This window comes from Prevotella sp. TCVGH (assembly GCF_023522295.1).
GTDB lineage: Bacteria > Bacteroidota > Bacteroidia > Bacteroidales > Bacteroidaceae > Prevotella > Prevotella timonensis.
The window spans coordinates 13480-28909 of sequence record NZ_QFFX01000036.1; the positions used below are offsets into that span (position 1 = coordinate 13480).

At 39.4% G+C, this 15430-nt stretch carries 15 protein-coding genes and 1 pseudogene; 4 read left to right on the forward strand and 12 right to left on the reverse strand.

From position 1 onward, the window contains the following. Positions 1-748: 748 nt before the first annotated feature. From DEM91_RS07955 to DEM91_RS07965, 3 genes are all read left to right on the forward strand, one after another. On the forward strand, positions 749-1084 hold the full coding sequence (locus tag DEM91_RS07955) for a hypothetical protein (protein ID WP_195252702.1): 336 nt from the start codon (positions 749-751) through the stop codon (positions 1082-1084). A gap of 220 nt (positions 1085-1304) precedes the next feature. Then, positions 1305-1811, forward strand: coding sequence for a hypothetical protein (locus DEM91_RS07960; RefSeq protein ID WP_195252701.1), 507 nt, complete (start codon positions 1305-1307; stop codon positions 1809-1811). A gap of 115 nt (positions 1812-1926) precedes the next feature. Continuing rightward, entirely contained in the window at positions 1927-2562 is a 636-nt protein-coding gene (locus tag DEM91_RS07965; RefSeq protein WP_195252700.1) for a hypothetical protein, read from the forward strand. 79 nt (positions 2563-2641) lie between these two features. Here DEM91_RS07965 and DEM91_RS07970 read toward each other — a convergent pair whose 3' ends face one another. The 4 genes from DEM91_RS07970 to DEM91_RS07985 form a co-directional block, all read right to left on the reverse strand. After that, the gene (locus DEM91_RS07970; RefSeq protein ID WP_229039187.1) at positions 2642-2815 is read right to left on the reverse strand and encodes a hypothetical protein; all 174 of its coding nucleotides are present in this window, start codon (positions 2813-2815) and stop codon (positions 2642-2644) included. A 45-nt stretch (positions 2816-2860) separates the two neighbouring features. Continuing rightward, positions 2861-4546, reverse strand: a complete 1686-nt coding sequence (locus DEM91_RS07975; RefSeq protein WP_195252698.1) for a fimbrillin family protein — start codon at positions 4544-4546, stop codon at positions 2861-2863. After that, the gene (locus DEM91_RS07980; RefSeq protein WP_195252697.1) at positions 4543-5817 is read right to left on the reverse strand and encodes a replication initiation protein; all 1275 of its coding nucleotides are present in this window, start codon (positions 5815-5817) and stop codon (positions 4543-4545) included. Before DEM91_RS07980 ends, DEM91_RS07975 begins: the two co-directional genes overlap by 4 nt. 1195 nt (positions 5818-7012) lie before the next feature. Continuing rightward, the gene (locus DEM91_RS07985; protein ID WP_195252696.1) at positions 7013-7402 is read right to left on the reverse strand and encodes a plasmid mobilization relaxosome protein MobC; all 390 of its coding nucleotides are present in this window, start codon (positions 7400-7402) and stop codon (positions 7013-7015) included. 188 nt (positions 7403-7590) lie between these two features. Between DEM91_RS07985 and DEM91_RS07990 the strand changes: the two genes are divergently transcribed. Continuing rightward, entirely contained in the window at positions 7591-9192 is a 1602-nt protein-coding gene (locus DEM91_RS07990; RefSeq protein ID WP_195252695.1) for a relaxase/mobilization nuclease domain-containing protein, read from the forward strand. Between the two features lie 7 nt (positions 9193-9199). Here DEM91_RS07990 and DEM91_RS07995 read toward each other — a convergent pair whose 3' ends face one another. The 8 genes and pseudogenes from DEM91_RS07995 to DEM91_RS08030 all read right to left on the reverse strand — a co-directional run bounded on the left by DEM91_RS07995 (position 9200) and on the right by DEM91_RS08030 (position 15350). Next, complete coding sequence (locus DEM91_RS07995) at positions 9200-9892, reverse strand: hypothetical protein (RefSeq protein ID WP_229039185.1); 693 nt, start codon at positions 9890-9892, stop codon at positions 9200-9202. A gap of 191 nt (positions 9893-10083) precedes the next feature. Further along, positions 10084-11256, reverse strand: coding sequence for a hypothetical protein (locus DEM91_RS08000; protein WP_195252693.1), 1173 nt, complete (start codon positions 11254-11256; stop codon positions 10084-10086). Further along, positions 11253-11756 (reverse strand): hypothetical protein, encoded by a 504-nt coding sequence (locus DEM91_RS08005; protein ID WP_025072502.1) that lies wholly within the window; start codon positions 11754-11756, stop codon positions 11253-11255. The genes DEM91_RS08000 and DEM91_RS08005 overlap by 4 nt, the downstream gene beginning before the upstream one ends. A gap of 6 nt (positions 11757-11762) precedes the next feature. After that, on the reverse strand, positions 11763-12059 hold the full coding sequence (locus DEM91_RS08010) for an HU family DNA-binding protein (RefSeq protein ID WP_028901044.1): 297 nt from the start codon (positions 12057-12059) through the stop codon (positions 11763-11765). Positions 12060-12067: 8 nt separating this feature from the next. After that, positions 12068-12895 carry a topoisomerase C-terminal repeat-containing protein gene (locus DEM91_RS08015; RefSeq protein ID WP_025072501.1) on the reverse strand — a complete coding sequence of 276 codons (828 nt, stop codon included), beginning with the start codon at positions 12893-12895 and terminating at the stop codon, positions 12068-12070. A gap of 28 nt (positions 12896-12923) precedes the next feature. Then, positions 12924-13685: pseudogene (locus DEM91_RS08020) on the reverse strand (hypothetical protein). Continuing rightward, on the reverse strand, positions 13666-14145 hold the full coding sequence (locus tag DEM91_RS08025) for a PH domain-containing protein (RefSeq protein WP_249858554.1): 480 nt from the start codon (positions 14143-14145) through the stop codon (positions 13666-13668). The pseudogene DEM91_RS08020 and the gene DEM91_RS08025 overlap by 20 nt, the downstream one beginning before the upstream one ends. A gap of 5 nt (positions 14146-14150) precedes the next feature. Further along, positions 14151-15350: a toprim domain-containing protein gene (locus tag DEM91_RS08030; protein WP_195252691.1), complete on the reverse strand. Its 1200-nt coding sequence runs from the start codon at positions 15348-15350 to the stop codon at positions 14151-14153. Positions 15351-15430: the final 80 nt, after the last annotated feature.

The window sequence follows — 15430 nt, forward strand, 5'->3', positions numbered from 1 at the left end:
CAAAAACACGCTAACGCAAGTTTTTTTACTACTTCTTTCCCTTTTGGTTTGTTCCTCATGCCGGCTCCGCCAGAGTTCCATCACGCAGCAGCCATCTTCGCCTTTGTCCTGTTCCTCTTCGATCCACTGCGACAGCGGCGAAGAGGCAGACTGCTTAATGGAACACTGGCTACGCAAAAACCCTTAAAACAGTTTCTGCTGTTTTAATCCCATGAAAGACACTGTTTCTGACCTTTCAGGATCGCCAACAGAGTCTTTCGTGGGACTTCGGGAGAGCGGTAAGGTCAGTATTCTTTATTGAGCCTTCATAGGCACTCTTTACTGTTACCCTAATTCTTTTCTCCATTTCGTCTGAGCCAGTGGCACAGACTTCATGATAGCCCTGCAAAACACACTATCGTAAGTTTTGTTCTTATCCCAACCCCTCTATTACTCCTGCGGAGTTATTTATTCAGTAAGCGTTGCCTACTTCTTACCAGGTAGCTGCCAGTATTGATTTTATTGTGCAAAGGTAGTGTGGCCTCCATTCCTGCGAAAGTACCGCAGAAGCTATTTTCAGGGAATTTTGGACAGACCCTCCACAATTTCTATCAAAATTGGGTATCCATCCAAAATTCCCTGAAAATTCCTTGCGCATCCATTGCGTCCCCACTGTTACCATGCACATAAAAATTCAATCCCGGTCAGCTCCCACTGACAAGCAGTGGGAAACTAAAGGGAAAAGTATCACATCATTAAAACTTAAAACATGGTAACAATTCAAATTCCTGCCAGTGTCGATACAGCGATGTCGATGATTGGCTATGAACCGAAGACCACCTTTTGGATGGACTTTTCGATTGCAGACAAGTTTGGTATCGAGGCTATCGTTGATACTTACAATCATGCTTTCAAGGAGTGGCACACCGACCACATCTACCTCACCGAGCTTGTGATGGTGCTCAACCACAAGATTTGGCAGTGGTATGAGAAGAACGACACCATCGCAAGGGTGTACGACAAGCTTTGGCGCAAAGCTGATGAGTGGGCGCAGGAGAATCTGCACGGTAAGGAGTTGCAATACTTCTACGAGGTAACAGACTAACAAGGAAACGGAGGGACTAACCATCCCTCTATAAAATAACTTCCAATGAAAGATTTTATGTTATCAACTTGTTTCGTTGTAAACAGTATAAACTTAATTGTAGCGAATCAGTTATCCGACTTGATGAAATGCGCTTTCTTTCTGCTGTTTATTGTTTCTGCATTTTTGTGGCTATTTTACTCAAAGAGTGGTCAATCATTATTAAACTATTTGAACAACTATGAATAAAGAATATTTATCAGCTCATTGTCCTTATTGTGGTAGTCGCATCTATCGTAATAGTCATGGCTATCAATGTGAACATTGTAATTTTCATGTAAAAAATTATATTTGTAATCGACATTTTAATAAAGAAGAAATAGAAAAAGTACTAATGGGAGAAGAAATAATAATAGACGGTTTTTCTACTAATACTGGAAAGATATTCTCTTCCATTCCGGTTATACAAAACTATACGATTGTTCTTGACAATACAATAGCCCTTCTTAAACAAGGACGTATTGTGGTGGGTACCAAATCTTTTGTTTGTGAGCCTTTCCAACGAGAAAAATCTATTACGTTCAGAGTTCAGCGTATGTATAATGGTCATCAGATGACCATAGGTGAAATCAAAACCTTGTTACAACAAGGAAAGGTTGTTATTGATACCTTAGACGAAAGTGGCAACAGACAAAACAACGAATTGATATTGCTTTCAAAGCAGCGTATGAAAGTTTCGTTTACATAAAAACATAATAGTAATTTTCTGATAAAAACAATATTTTTTAAATTGTTATATATATCTTTACACACAAAATTGATAAAATATTAAACAAAATTGTTTCACACAAAAAAACTGTCATATGAAAAGACTAAATTTATTTCACTTATTTATTCTTTGTGTAGCTGTATTCTGCTTAACAGCTTGCGAGAAAGAAGACTTGAATGACACGAAAGGAACAACTAAGCCAGTGACAGCCAAACTGATTGTAACTTACACAGGCGACACAACCATGTTTAGTTCTAAAAGTTATGTTTATGCCATTGATGAGCAAAAACTATCTCGTTATAGTGTTTTTGTTGATAACATAGAAGACTTTCATACTGGATTAAATTGGGCAATGCAAGGTAATGAACTGCCTACATTGAATAAAATCTATTCGCCTTCTACAGTATTGGATCAAAAACAAAAATTGATTAGTAGAACATACTATACGTATGCAGATATTGCCTGCTTTGGGTACTATGAAGATTTTAGCCAAACTGTTACAAAGCCAAACTACAGAAAAGAGGAAAGCGGCGAGATAAATGTAAATATTAAAGCTTTTATCAAAGATAAATTGGTACGTGAAGTAACTTATACAATCAATTTAAAAGAACCAAAAGCATGGTTAATTTTCTACAGCGACAAATCTTTTGCTGATAAAAGACATGAAGGAGACGGACTCCACAATGAAAATGACGACAATATCCATTTTAATGTTGTAGTTGATAATTAGTTAATATTTTGTAGAAAAAATATAGGGACATAGATTGTTGATACTATGCCCCTATATTTATAGTATGGTTACCTAACTTCTATTCATCCATAGGAAAATCAAATTTCTTAGCACTATTTGGTCCGATTTCTTCATCTTCCCAGTCATCAACATCTATGTTTATTTTTGGATCCTTACCTGGAGAAGTAGCTGCCAATATGGGTTCACCAATTTCAAAAATCGTAATTTTGGGTGATATATATTTCTTTTTCATCTTATGTGTCTTTTTTTTTATTCCTATCATTTTGCTTGTTAAACATCAGAATTTAAAAACAGGTCGTACCAAATTTTCACCTTTTGCTGTACGTGGCCATTGCCAGTATTGTTTCTCAATAGCATTGTAAAGCCAAACCTTCGCTGTACTTAAATTTTCAGAAGGATTTAGCCAATAACGACCAAATTGGTCGTCACCGTACCCATTCCCTATATAAAAAGGATCATAAACATAGTGTTCCTCTCCTCCATCAGGAGTTGTTCCTGAATACAGTTCGGTCGATGCTAATAATTTATCAAGATTACCATAATCCCATGACTGGTTTCTGTAATGTGGTTGATTATTGTATTTTGTACCACCACAAGCATCAAATATCAAATCAAAGTCTTTGAACCGTGGTACATACCATTGAGTCCATGAAGGTGCTTCACCTAAACGCTTATTTTGTGAAAGCCATGGACTTATATTTTCCAAATCAAGTATGGTAAAAAATGGATTACCACTCTTTCCACGTAAGTCTCGTAATGATATGGCCAGTCCATGCTTACTGTAAGGTGCAGGACCATCACCATTCTCGTTTATATATGCAATCATGGCAACGGGATGTTCGCCAGCTTCAACAGCATCCTCACTATAGCGGTAAATATTACCTGCATCGGATATTACCCAACCCAGTTTAGGTTCTTGTAATTTAGGTTTTTGGTCTGGGTAACCAATAAAGTCATCCGTTAGAGTAATCGTGTATTTGTATCTTTTCCCAGATTTTAGATGAGCCTTGAAAGGAAAGTAGGTTTTTCCATACGACGATTCACTTCCAACAACGTATTTGCCTTGTTGTTTTATCTTGCACTCCAGCCAAACATATGCGTAAACTTCAGAAGGGTCAGATTCAGAAATACCTTTTTCTATGGACTCAATGGTATGTCCCGACTTAGGATCCCATGGTCGCTGATTCATAGGTGAAATAAAAATATCATGGTCTGGATTCATAAAAACAGGATTTTGATCATCCTGGTAGTTGAGAACATCAAAAGAGTAGTCGCCAATCCCTACATCATCATTTCCATAGCCAGCAGTAATATTTCCCTGATTGTCTATATAAAATGTAGCATCGTCGTGAACTCCTTTCAACCCCATACGTCTAATATAACAATCAACTGTAGAAGATTCGTTTGCAACATAAAACCTGATTTGCGACATTAGGTGATGAAACTGCAAATTAACGGTTCCATTGTTTTTGCTTTTATCTTGGTTAGTAGTATAAGCGCAAACATAGTCTACACTTCCTCCCTTGTACCATCCTACTTCCAGCTTGTCTCCGTCAAATCTGAAAGGAGTTTGTCCCCCATTATCTTTATCATTGACCGCAACGAAATTAAGAGGATAGGTAGGCCATGGATAAGTTTTTTCATCTTTACGATATGAAAAGTGTCCATTACCGTCATTTACAATTTCAACATCTTTCATGTAAAAGTCGTTGTCAGGAATCATACCTTGATAGGTTTTAGCAGGAAATGCCGAAACATAGAAGGATTTCAAGTGTTGGCGAAAATTTTTTGAGTCCAACGAAATGCGAGTTCCTGTTTTCGCTTCGGATACAGAGAACTTAATGGCATCGCTCGGCATCTTGCTTCTATCCTCCAACTCTTCTTCCGTACAAGACGTGAAGCCCAATGATAACATGGCTATAAACACAAAAGCCATTGAATTTAATAAATTAAAATGTTTCATTTTGCATAATTATTTGGTTTAATATTTATTGGATCTATATGCCAGCCATATACTTTTAAATTTATAGGAAAAACAAAATCTATTAAGCATTTCTGTCGGTATTTCTTAGAACCCTGTTGAAATTTTGGCTGTTTCTGCTTTTCGTAGATTACCTGTATCACCTGTGAATAGGTATCGTTGTTTTGCCGTTGTTCCTCGTCAATCTTGGCCATATAGTAATCTGCTGCATCGGCATCCAAATAAATATTCAGCAGTTGGTGTACCGTGTCTCTTTGGAAATCTCCATCGAGGCTAAGCCAGTCAGTTTGCTTATAAGTTTTTTCCTTTGGAGCCTTTTTGTCATCTTTCTTTTCGAATGGAAATAGCGGAGTATCGCCTTCCTGCCATGGTCGATCCTTATCAGCATCTTTAGACTTTGGAAACTCTCTTGAATACACGTAAAAGCGCAGGTTCCTGGGTGAGCCGTTTCTGCCACGCCCATAACGGTCTGCCACTTCAAAATCGAACCACACATCACATTGATTGTTTTGATAAAGCTCATACAATTCTCGTTGTGCTGGCAGGATAACTTTCTCTACCATCGTTTTGAAACGCTGGTATTTCTCTTTTTCCAGTAGCTCTCCGGTCTTAGGATCATGGAGTTCTGATAGTCCGAAGGTAAAGCGGAAGGTTTCGACCGACATTTTCAAGACTCTCTTCTTGTAAGTCTCGTTGGGCATTGCAGGATCGATATAGCGGAAATCGCCCGAATAGAGGCAACATATCTCATAGAATTTTTGCGAGTATTTCGATTCCAGCAAGATTGCCGTATGCAGATTGAGGATAGTAAACGACTTGGTAAGATTGATGACGTACTCATACAGCTCTGGAGAGACACGTACCGTATAATCATTTGTCGAGGTGTTCCATCTGAAAGCATCTATCCAGTGAAAGTAATCCACCACCAGCTGTTTGTCTTCATTCTCATGAAACTGGACGATGGCTTTCTGTGCAAGCGTCCGCACCGTCTTGTAAGTTCTCATAACATTGGTGTTTCCACCGACTGAAGCTAAATCCCGATCAGTCATGTTGAATACAAGATTCTGCCAGTTATCACGCATTGTCAATTCCATTTCCTCATATCGCATCTTGATAGCCTCCGACAGCTTATAGAGGAAACGGCGTTCCATCATCGTATAGCGAAGAGGAGAACGGAGAATAAGGTTGTTGAAACTGAATGAGCATTTGCCCACGTCGCCATTTTCAATAAGGGTGATTCGTCTTTTTGTCATTGTTAAACCCTTTAATTAAATTTTCAGAATTGATAATCCCTGATGTCGTAGCGAAAATTTGATTAAAGGGTACCGGGAAGACAACTGTCAGCTGTTTCGGTAATTGTATTAAAGTGCATCGAAACGACAATTCAAATGTAGGTAAATAACAAGACAGAGCAAAGGAAATGCGACAAAAATTCAAAAAGTCAGATTGTTGCCTTAAATAATCAAGGAAAAGAAGGAGGACTCTTCTCAAAAGGTTACTTAATAACAGATAATTACTCTGATTTTCAATAACTTACAACGCTCTTAAATAAAGCTTATAAATAAATATAATAAATAAAGCTTTATACGCGCGCGAGAAACTTTTAACAAAAGGGAAAAAAATAAGGTCGATGACGTACAGAGGCCGAGTCTCCTGTCTTCTCAAAAGGTTACGAAGTGGACTAATGACCATGGATATTGTTCATAAACGCCCCCGTGGAAATCAAGCTCATTTAATTTTTATCCCGATATTATAACAGATAGATTACAACATTTTCAACGGAGTCAGATAAGACGCATAAGACCATGGAAAGCCGACCACCACTTTTCCCTCCAGTTCGCCAACTTGAATAGCGGTACTACCAATGTCCTTCACCCTTTTTGTTTTTATGTTTTTTGTAGTTTTGTCTTTTTGTTTGACAACGTTTATAACTATTCGGATAACATATATTTTGTCTCTTTGTTTGACAACTTTTATAATTATTTGGATAACATATATTTTGCCTTTTTGTTTGACAACGTTTATAATTATTTGGATAACATATATTTTGCCTTTTTGTTTGGCAAACTTTATGCTTGTTTGGAAAGTATATATTTTGTTTTTATGCTTATTTGTTGTTTTGCTTTTTTGATTGGCAAAGTTTATATTAGGTTGAAAAGCATATACTTTGTTTTATTGCTTGTTTGTTATTTTGCTTTTTTGATTAACAATAAAACATATCGACAAATCGAACTTAGCACATGGCTTCAGAATGAATTTAGTGAGGAATGGCGAAAATGACTTGTAAATATCATGTACAAAGGGATTGAAAAATGGCGTAGAAAATGTGTAGCAAGTTGTACCTTTAGGCGCCTATTTTTCAAATCGGCACATAAAGGTTACTTGCCCACGAAAGTGGGGAAAATATCGTCGCAACTCCGATATTAGGACAAAAAAATGAGGCCTTTTTTAGATTTCCAGCAATCTTTTGAAGATGTCTGATTGCTGCTTTTTTATGGTGGCCATCTTTTTTTTTAGGTCAGAAACATGAGGGAGAATAATTTCATCGTAGTATTCTTTGTCTAATGCTCCTTTGTAAATTAGTTCATTAGCACGCTTGGTAATCTGATTAAGATTTACTCCCTGCTTAGAAATTTCGTGATTAAATTCTGTTATCAAGTCGGCTAATTTATTCAAAGATTCTATGCGTTTAACAGTTCCTTTGTCGTTGAATTGTGCTACTGCATCACGAATCATAGCAGCCATTTGATTGTAATTTTTGGCTTTACTTTTGAATAAATCTAACTCTTTATTGTTAAGATGGAGGTTGATGCGATTTGTTCTTTTGTCTTCTTTCATGCAATTGTGCGATGATGTTCTTACTCAAAGATACAAATTTTAGGCGAGGCTATAGAACTTTAATCCAGCTAAAAATGTTATATTTGCATCGTAGTTTCGAGGCACTTTAATTTATTGACCAGTGGCGGTTTGGCAGATGTCATCCTGGCTATCTTTACCGAAGCTACCTTTACATCAATTAAAGTACGATGATAGCAACCATTCTCCATTCAAGCAGCACATTCAATGCTGTCAATTATAACGAAAGAAAAGTGTCTAAGGGTACGGCAGAGCTCTTAGAAATCTCAAATTTTGACTATCTTCAAAAAACTGGAAATGTGACTGCTGCCAACTTACAGGAGTATCTGGTGAAGTATTCGTCTGTCAATCAGAATATCAAGAATACCCAGTTTCATGTCTCTATATCATGCAAGAAGCAGGAATATACGCATGATCAGCTTTTGGATATTGCGCATCAGTACTTAAAAGAAATGGGGTATGCTGATAAGGGACAACCAGTCTTGATTTATGCGCACCACGATACAGGCAACAATCATATCCACATTGTGACGAGCAGAGTTAATCCACAAGGCAAGAAGATAGAACATGACAACGAAAGACTACGCTCCCAGGCTATCATCAATAAAATCATGGGAATAGAACCAAAGTATGAAGCAAAGAGTATCATTCAGAAGGCTATGGAGTATTCTTTTGCAACGTTGGGACAATTTCAGGCTATTCTGGAGAGCAATGGGTATGAGAGCTATGGGGAAGATGACAAACTCAATGTTAAGAAAGGGGGTACTGTGCTTGATAGCATTGTCATCAAAGAGATAGAACTGGCGATGACAAAGACGACGATGGAGGAAAGCAGCAAGCAGCGCAAAAGGTTAAAGGCCATCCTTTTGAAATATAGGGGGTTGACTTCAAACAAAGAAGATCTAAATAAGATGCTGAAAAAGAAGCTGGGCATATCTCTCGTCTTTATAGGGAAGAAAGATGCTCCTTATGGATATATGGTGGTGGATCATAAAAACAAGGCAGTATATAAAGGTAGCGACATCTTAGACATAAAGACTTTACTTGTTTTCAAGCAGCAGCAAAATATACCTGTCGGAGAACGTGAGAAGGCTATTTTAGATTTTATACGCAAACTGATTGAGGAAAACGATAAACTTACTATCGGCGAGATAAACAAGTCACTGTGGTGGAAATATAGGGTCAATATCTATCACGATGGGTATATCAGAGATAAGCAGCGCAAAATTTCGATTGCGGTTGATAAGGAGTACTTTTCTATTTTACGCAAGAATTTCAGGAGGTTATGGATCCAGGGATTCAATCCTGCGACCGAAGAAGAGAGGACTATCCTTTGCAAGTTTGGACATATCGATGATGAGGGTGTTATTCAGATCTGTCCTGATAGGAGCAAAGAAAAAATTGATGGTACTGTAAACCAAATCAAGGAGATATTGGGGACTGCTGAAAGAGGACAACTATATGACGATCTACGTAATGCTAAAATTCTTATATTCAGAAGAGAGGTTTCGATCTATGCCGTCGATATGGGTAACTCCACAATCGTCAATCTGCGGGATACGGATATAGACCTATCCCAGTTTGCAAGGCACGAGAGGGGTGCGGTTGCTATGCCACCTCCGACAAGTCCACAAAACACAAATTCCCAACATATCAATGCTGGGAACTTATTGCGTCCTACTGGCTCTGGCCATCATTCTAATCGTGAGTGGGAAGTTGGCGGAGGAAGTAACTGGGATGATATAGACGACGAGAGAAGGTTTAAGCGTTAAGCCATGACTACCACTCGGCAGTAGGCTTTGGCTGCTCTACTGGTGCAAAGATTCTGTCAAGATTCTGATGAGATAACGAAACTTCATCTAAGAAGGATATGAAGATGGTCGCTGAATTGGTTATTCCCATTATAACTTTCATATTCCCTGATTGCCACTCTGCTTTTGGCAAGATTGCCCCCGATTTACATAAGCTAAACCAGTGAGCAAAGAATTGGCGGAAAAGCTCACCTTGGTGCAAAGGTTGCAGTTTAGCAATGGAATACTCCTTGGTTGGTTTGCCGTACTTTTGAGAGAGATAGGTTTCTAATCTTTCAGTAAGGCTAACCAGTTGGTTGTGCTGATCAACATTATGGACATCAAATAAACATTGATTCTTGGGCAAACGCTCTTGTTCATATAAGGCTGATGGCATATAACAAAAACCTTCCGTTTCAGGTAAAGGAGTTTTAACTGTAACAGAAACCAATTTGTTTTCAAGGAAATAGTCGCAATCTGTAAAATAAAGTGGTGATGTTCCTTTTGTATAGTTTTTATATTCTAAATATCCAATATCACCTGAAGTACTTCTTATATCATCTACGTTAAAGGCAATACCATCGATGGAAAGAATGTATTTTGACTGCATGGTAATGGAATCTGAAATTTCTGTAGCCTCTTTCTTCTTCTGTTTTTGGCTCCAGTATTCTTCAAAGTTCATTCCCAAGTGATAATAGCCCAAGATAGGCTCTTGTGGCTTGTTGGCAGTGTCATCCTGCGCAAAGACAGTGTATGAGAATAGCACTGATAGGATTAGTAGGCTGTATCGACGAATCATACTTTACGGTTTTTGATTAAAGACTACAAAGATAACGTTATGATATGGTTTTTTATTATTATTTGTTATTTATTTCACTCGCTGGAGTCGAAAACCGACAAAACCAGGCTGTCGTAGGTACGGTGAGCGAGTGATGAGAGTATGGCACTGCGTTCCTTACAGGACGGCAAATTGCAGTAATATCCTCCAATGGTATTGAGGATTGGTGTTTCGGGAAGTGGATGCCCACAATAGCTTGCTGAAATGACGTATTCACCATCTTTCTGTTTGCGGATTACCACATCAGTATAGGTAAGTTCATAATTACATTTTATATTGAGGAAACTTTCTTTCAATCCTAACTCATACAATGGAGAATGTTTCTGAATACCCACTACTATTAGTTGGTGGGTTGATCTTATTTTTTTGACTTGTCTATCATCCAATAGTGCAACGGTACGGCCTCGCAAACCAAACACATTACACTCATACAAGAGTACTCCCTTTTGAACGCATGAAACGTCGATAGCATCATCATCAAAAGTCAGGTAAAAATCTTTGACTGGAATAATAACAATGGTGTTAGGCGATACCTCACGTCTCTTGTTGAGATACTGTTCATACAAAGCCGTATTCAGTGTTCTTTGGTTCCTTAGAGTCTGCGCATGGGCTTGTATAAGGCTTGCCATATAAGAAACTTGTTGCTCTATTAAGTTTGATAGATTTCCTATCAGAGAAAGCCCTGTACGGCTAAAATTCCATTCATGATCTTTGACCACTTCAATCAGTTCGGTATTATCGATGCACACCTCAATAGAATGTGCATTGATAATAAGTGAAGTAATGCGTGCTTCTCTGATGAATCCGACTCCCTCTATTGTAATAGGGGGAGTTATAATGGGATAGTTCAGACGCTCCTGACCTATAAGTAATCGTAAGTAGTCCAATGCCTGTTGCACAGTCGCTGTAGATTGACCACTGATTTGATAATTTTGCTCAACCTTATGCGTCTCAATATTGAAGCGTTGATCCTGCAATATCTTTGCTCCATAGGGAGAAATAACTATATACGAATAGATGGTATCTCCGTCAGAGAAATCGGTGATTTCCCAGCCCAACGTAAGGTATAGCTTATCGGCATCGGCACCAATGACGACAAAAGAGATACCGACATCAAAAAGCACAAGTGCCTTCTCTGCGTCATGCAGAGAGTGGCACTTGTACAATTCTTTCACGAGGTTTTCTAACCTCTTTGTAGATTCTATCACGGCAAAGGTATTTCAAAAGTCTTTACTACATTCTTGCCTTCTCTGTCGAAGAACACCCAGCGTTCAGCACGATATTTGATTCCGTCTTTATCAACACATTCATAGTCGAGCTTCACTTTCCAACCCGACCATTCACCTTTGGGCGTGTTCTTGAAAATCATCGTCTGTACCTCTGTGGCTGCGTTCATCTGACGACGCATAAGATTCACCGTATATACGTCTGCTTTAGATATGTCAGTTACTCCTTGTGTCTTTGCCATGAGTTGCTTAGTTACAACATCCATAACCTTTAGCATACCTGTAATCTCTTTGCGAGTAAAATAGTTTACGCCGAAGGCTGAATCAGGCTCTGTATGGGCAGTCAGTTTCAGCTGCTTGGGATAGTCAAGCGAGGCTTTAAGATTTTCCTGCGCCTTTTCAAACATTTCGTCCTTGGGCGAATGGCACGCACTTACAAAGGCGCATACTACGAAGATGAGAATATATGTCAGTTTTTTCATCGTTCCTTAATATTTCATGTGGTAAATGAGAAAATTCTTGTATGCCTTAAAGCGTACTACCTGATGCTCTGGCACAACGATGGGTGTGTTGTTGGGCGGTGGAGGGGTTATGGTACGTTCCTTGATTGTTCGTAGCTCGAAACTACCAAAGTTGTCCAGTACAACACCTTTACCATCGTCCATAACTTCACTGATTGCTCCCAACAGGGCGTGAAGGCTCTGTCGCAATACCTCTTGCGACAAGCCTGACCGTTCTTTTGCCTTTCGCAAAAGTTCGTTTAAAGAAACTTGATTCTCTTTCATGTTCATCTTTATTTATATGATGTTACTTGTATTTCGTTATGAAGGCCAACTTTCAACGTGAGAACATGTACGTGACCGAGCTTATCGAAGGCCTCGAAAGGCATTTTTAGCTTACCATGACCCAGCAGTTCCTTTGCGTCCTGGAGGTTTACCTTATGGCCATAGTAGTGCCTCCATATTTTGAAATCGCATCCGTGTCTATAATTGGAACAGTTAAAGGCTGTCGGACCAACCAAAACGTTTTGTCCGCATACTGGACATTTGTCAATGATTGAAGATAGTTCCACATTACCATTCTCTGTCCTTGTGAGGTAGGCAGAAAAGCACTTGCCTTGCTTGTTGAAAAAACCGTCGAGAATATCACCATTCCCATTACAGAAGGCTTCTGCTTCTTCAACGGTGATATAGCGATTACAGATGAAGTTGGGTATGATGAAGTTACATGGTGAGTTGACGGATAGATGGTTGACGCAAGCATACCCAAACCTTGTCTGAATGATTTGTCCTCCACAGTTAGGACACACTGCATCAATAGGTCGTGTTTCGGTCTCTATATCATAACCCTTACCAGGGTTAATTATAAAGCGTCCCTGATAAGGGAATCCTTTCTGATCGCACATTTCCGTATATTCAGTGCAACCATTTCTTATCAGCTGGCGAATCATTCCATCGGTTATATCAATACCATGTGTATGCAGAGGTATTGAAAAACGACAACCACCATGCTCTGATGATGGATTTAATCGGTTAGTACAAACGTAATCTCTATTAGTTTTGATAATATGACCATGCCCACATACAGGGCATAGGCCAAACTCTCTATCTGATTGTTCCATTAAAGTACCTTTTTGTTATGGTTAATGTTTAATTGTATCTGCGTAGATTATAATTCCAGTCGTTCACAACGCCTTCTACGATATTCTTTCCAGTCATGACCGCTGCCCATCCTTCGGGATCGAGTTTGAAGAAGAGGTCACGCCAGCGCATGGTCTATATCTCCCAAGCGAGAAGATAAAGCGAGGTATTGATGCTTTCAAGTTTATCAACCACGGTGTTGCAGATGTAATAGCGTTCTGCGGAGTTGAGAAGATTCACCTTGTTCTTCTTTTTGATAATGTTTCCCTGGCTATCGTAATCGGTCGTGTTGTATGTGCCAGTGGTCACCAGCTGCTCTAAGAAAGGATAGAGGCTCATCATATCCATGGTCATACTGCTAAGCTCCGTACCAACCGTTGTGGCCAGAAACGTTCCTTGAAAGCCACCAACCTTGATGGCATGGCGCACATTATTCATGTTGGAGGGAATTTCCTTCACAACTAATTCACCAGCACGCTTTATCTGATAAAGGTTTTTAAAGGCACCTTGCACGTTTGCCATATACCCCAACACTTTATCCTCTACCTTGTGCATCTGATCCAAGGCTACCGTTACTGAAGCTTCGGCAGCAATAATCTTATTCTGCGTCTTCTCACGCTTAGAATAGATGTTTTTCAAAGTATTCATCTGCAATGTAATGGCAGATGCCAAAGCAGGATCTACCTGTACGACAGCAGCATGGATAGAACTGTTGAAACAGCACACTAAAACGATGAGGAATAATCCTTTTTTACTGATTTGTGATTTCATATATTCTCTTTTCTTTTTTACAATTTTCTACTCTGTTTCTGATGAGCTGGACTATGTCATGCCTGGCATTCACGCCATACATCACCATCGTACTATCTGTCTTGTCAGTGGAAATGATACTTACCGTCTTTACCTTCCATAGCTTTTGCAAAAAACTCTGCGACTCGCTATAGTCCACCACACGATATAGTTCTAAATAGTCGGTGTGGCGTGAGAATACGCCACGAATACGGCAGAGCTTATTATCGCTGATAATCCACACTATGGCCGTAAGTGTGATATACCTTATGATGCCCACGATAGCCAACAGCAGGGAAAGTGCTGATAAGCAGATTTGAATATATCCGTTGTCTAAGATGGAGGAGAAAGGTATGGCAATAAGCAACATGGCAAACACCAAGGTCAGCCCTGTATGCTCGACAAAGAACTGTCTATAATCTGATTTGATATATACGTCCATAGTCTCTACATCTTTAGCCCACCCATCCGCTTTTCCCTAAGATTGTCCTCACGCTCGAACTTACTTTTGGAAAGGATTTGAGACGTAGGCTTATTCATCACAACATCATTCCAATCTTTGAAAGCAGCAGGTGCTTTCTCGACTCCATATTTACGATTGAAACGTATAAAATCATGAAGGCTATTCAGCGTTGCCTTTCGTGGATCCAGCTTATGCTCAACACCATTGAAACTTACCCTGATAGCATCATCGGTCTGTACGATATTGAAAGGTATCTTCTCTACGACCCCCACCATACGCATCCCATAGATACGCCCAGGCACATCATTGTCGAAACAATCGACGGCACGAGCATTGGAGTAGTAATCCATAATACCACCGACCTGCTGATTGGAGAAGGTGCCACCAATGGAGACAAAGACTGACTGCTCCAGTTCTCCCTTTAGTTTTGCCTTGTTTGCCTGATAGAAAGCCATCACATCGTAGGCACTTTCGGCAAAATAGACATGCTTGATGTCCTGCGGATTGTTATTTTTTGAGAAGTCCACAATCCATGCAGCGGTAGTGGAATTAGTGCCAGTGGCCTTGCGCTTGAAGCTGCCATAACCTCGTATCTCATAACCTTCCACCTTATCTGATCCAGGCTTGACGTAAGGAAAGCCTATATTGACATAATCGCTGTTAAAACGTGTGTCCTTCACTCTCTGAATCCAGGGCGCAAAGTCCTCAATAGTCTCTTTCTTGATGTTGCGCTGACGGAAGATGTATTGGGCAACGTCCATATTTTGCAGGATTGGTTCTGTATGATAAAGTTTGGGGTCGAAAGGCTTACTCGCACCATTGAGTTGAGCGTATGCCCTCTGTGGCTTATCGTCGATGGGTTGGTTGGCAAACTTCGCTATGACTTTACTGATTAAATCCCAGTTGTTACGACCACTCACACCAAAGGAATTGGCGTTCTCTTGGATAAAGTTGATTACGTCGCCACGCTGACCGTTACGACGGAAGAAAGTCTGTTGTGCCTTATCATTTAAATGGCTAACAATAATTGTGTCTTTTCTGCCACCAGCACCATCAGGAAGAACAAACTCTACATATCTTCCGAGTCCGGCTTTCCTGTCCACTTGATAACCTAAGCTAAATGCTACGTCATCAATTCCTACCTTTGACTTCAAAGCTTTGAAATCTATTTGATATTCCTTCATAGGCTTCTATGTTGCTTTCCAAATAATTGGAAAATATTTGTAATTTATTAACTGTTCATTATCATTCACTTAGCGTGAAG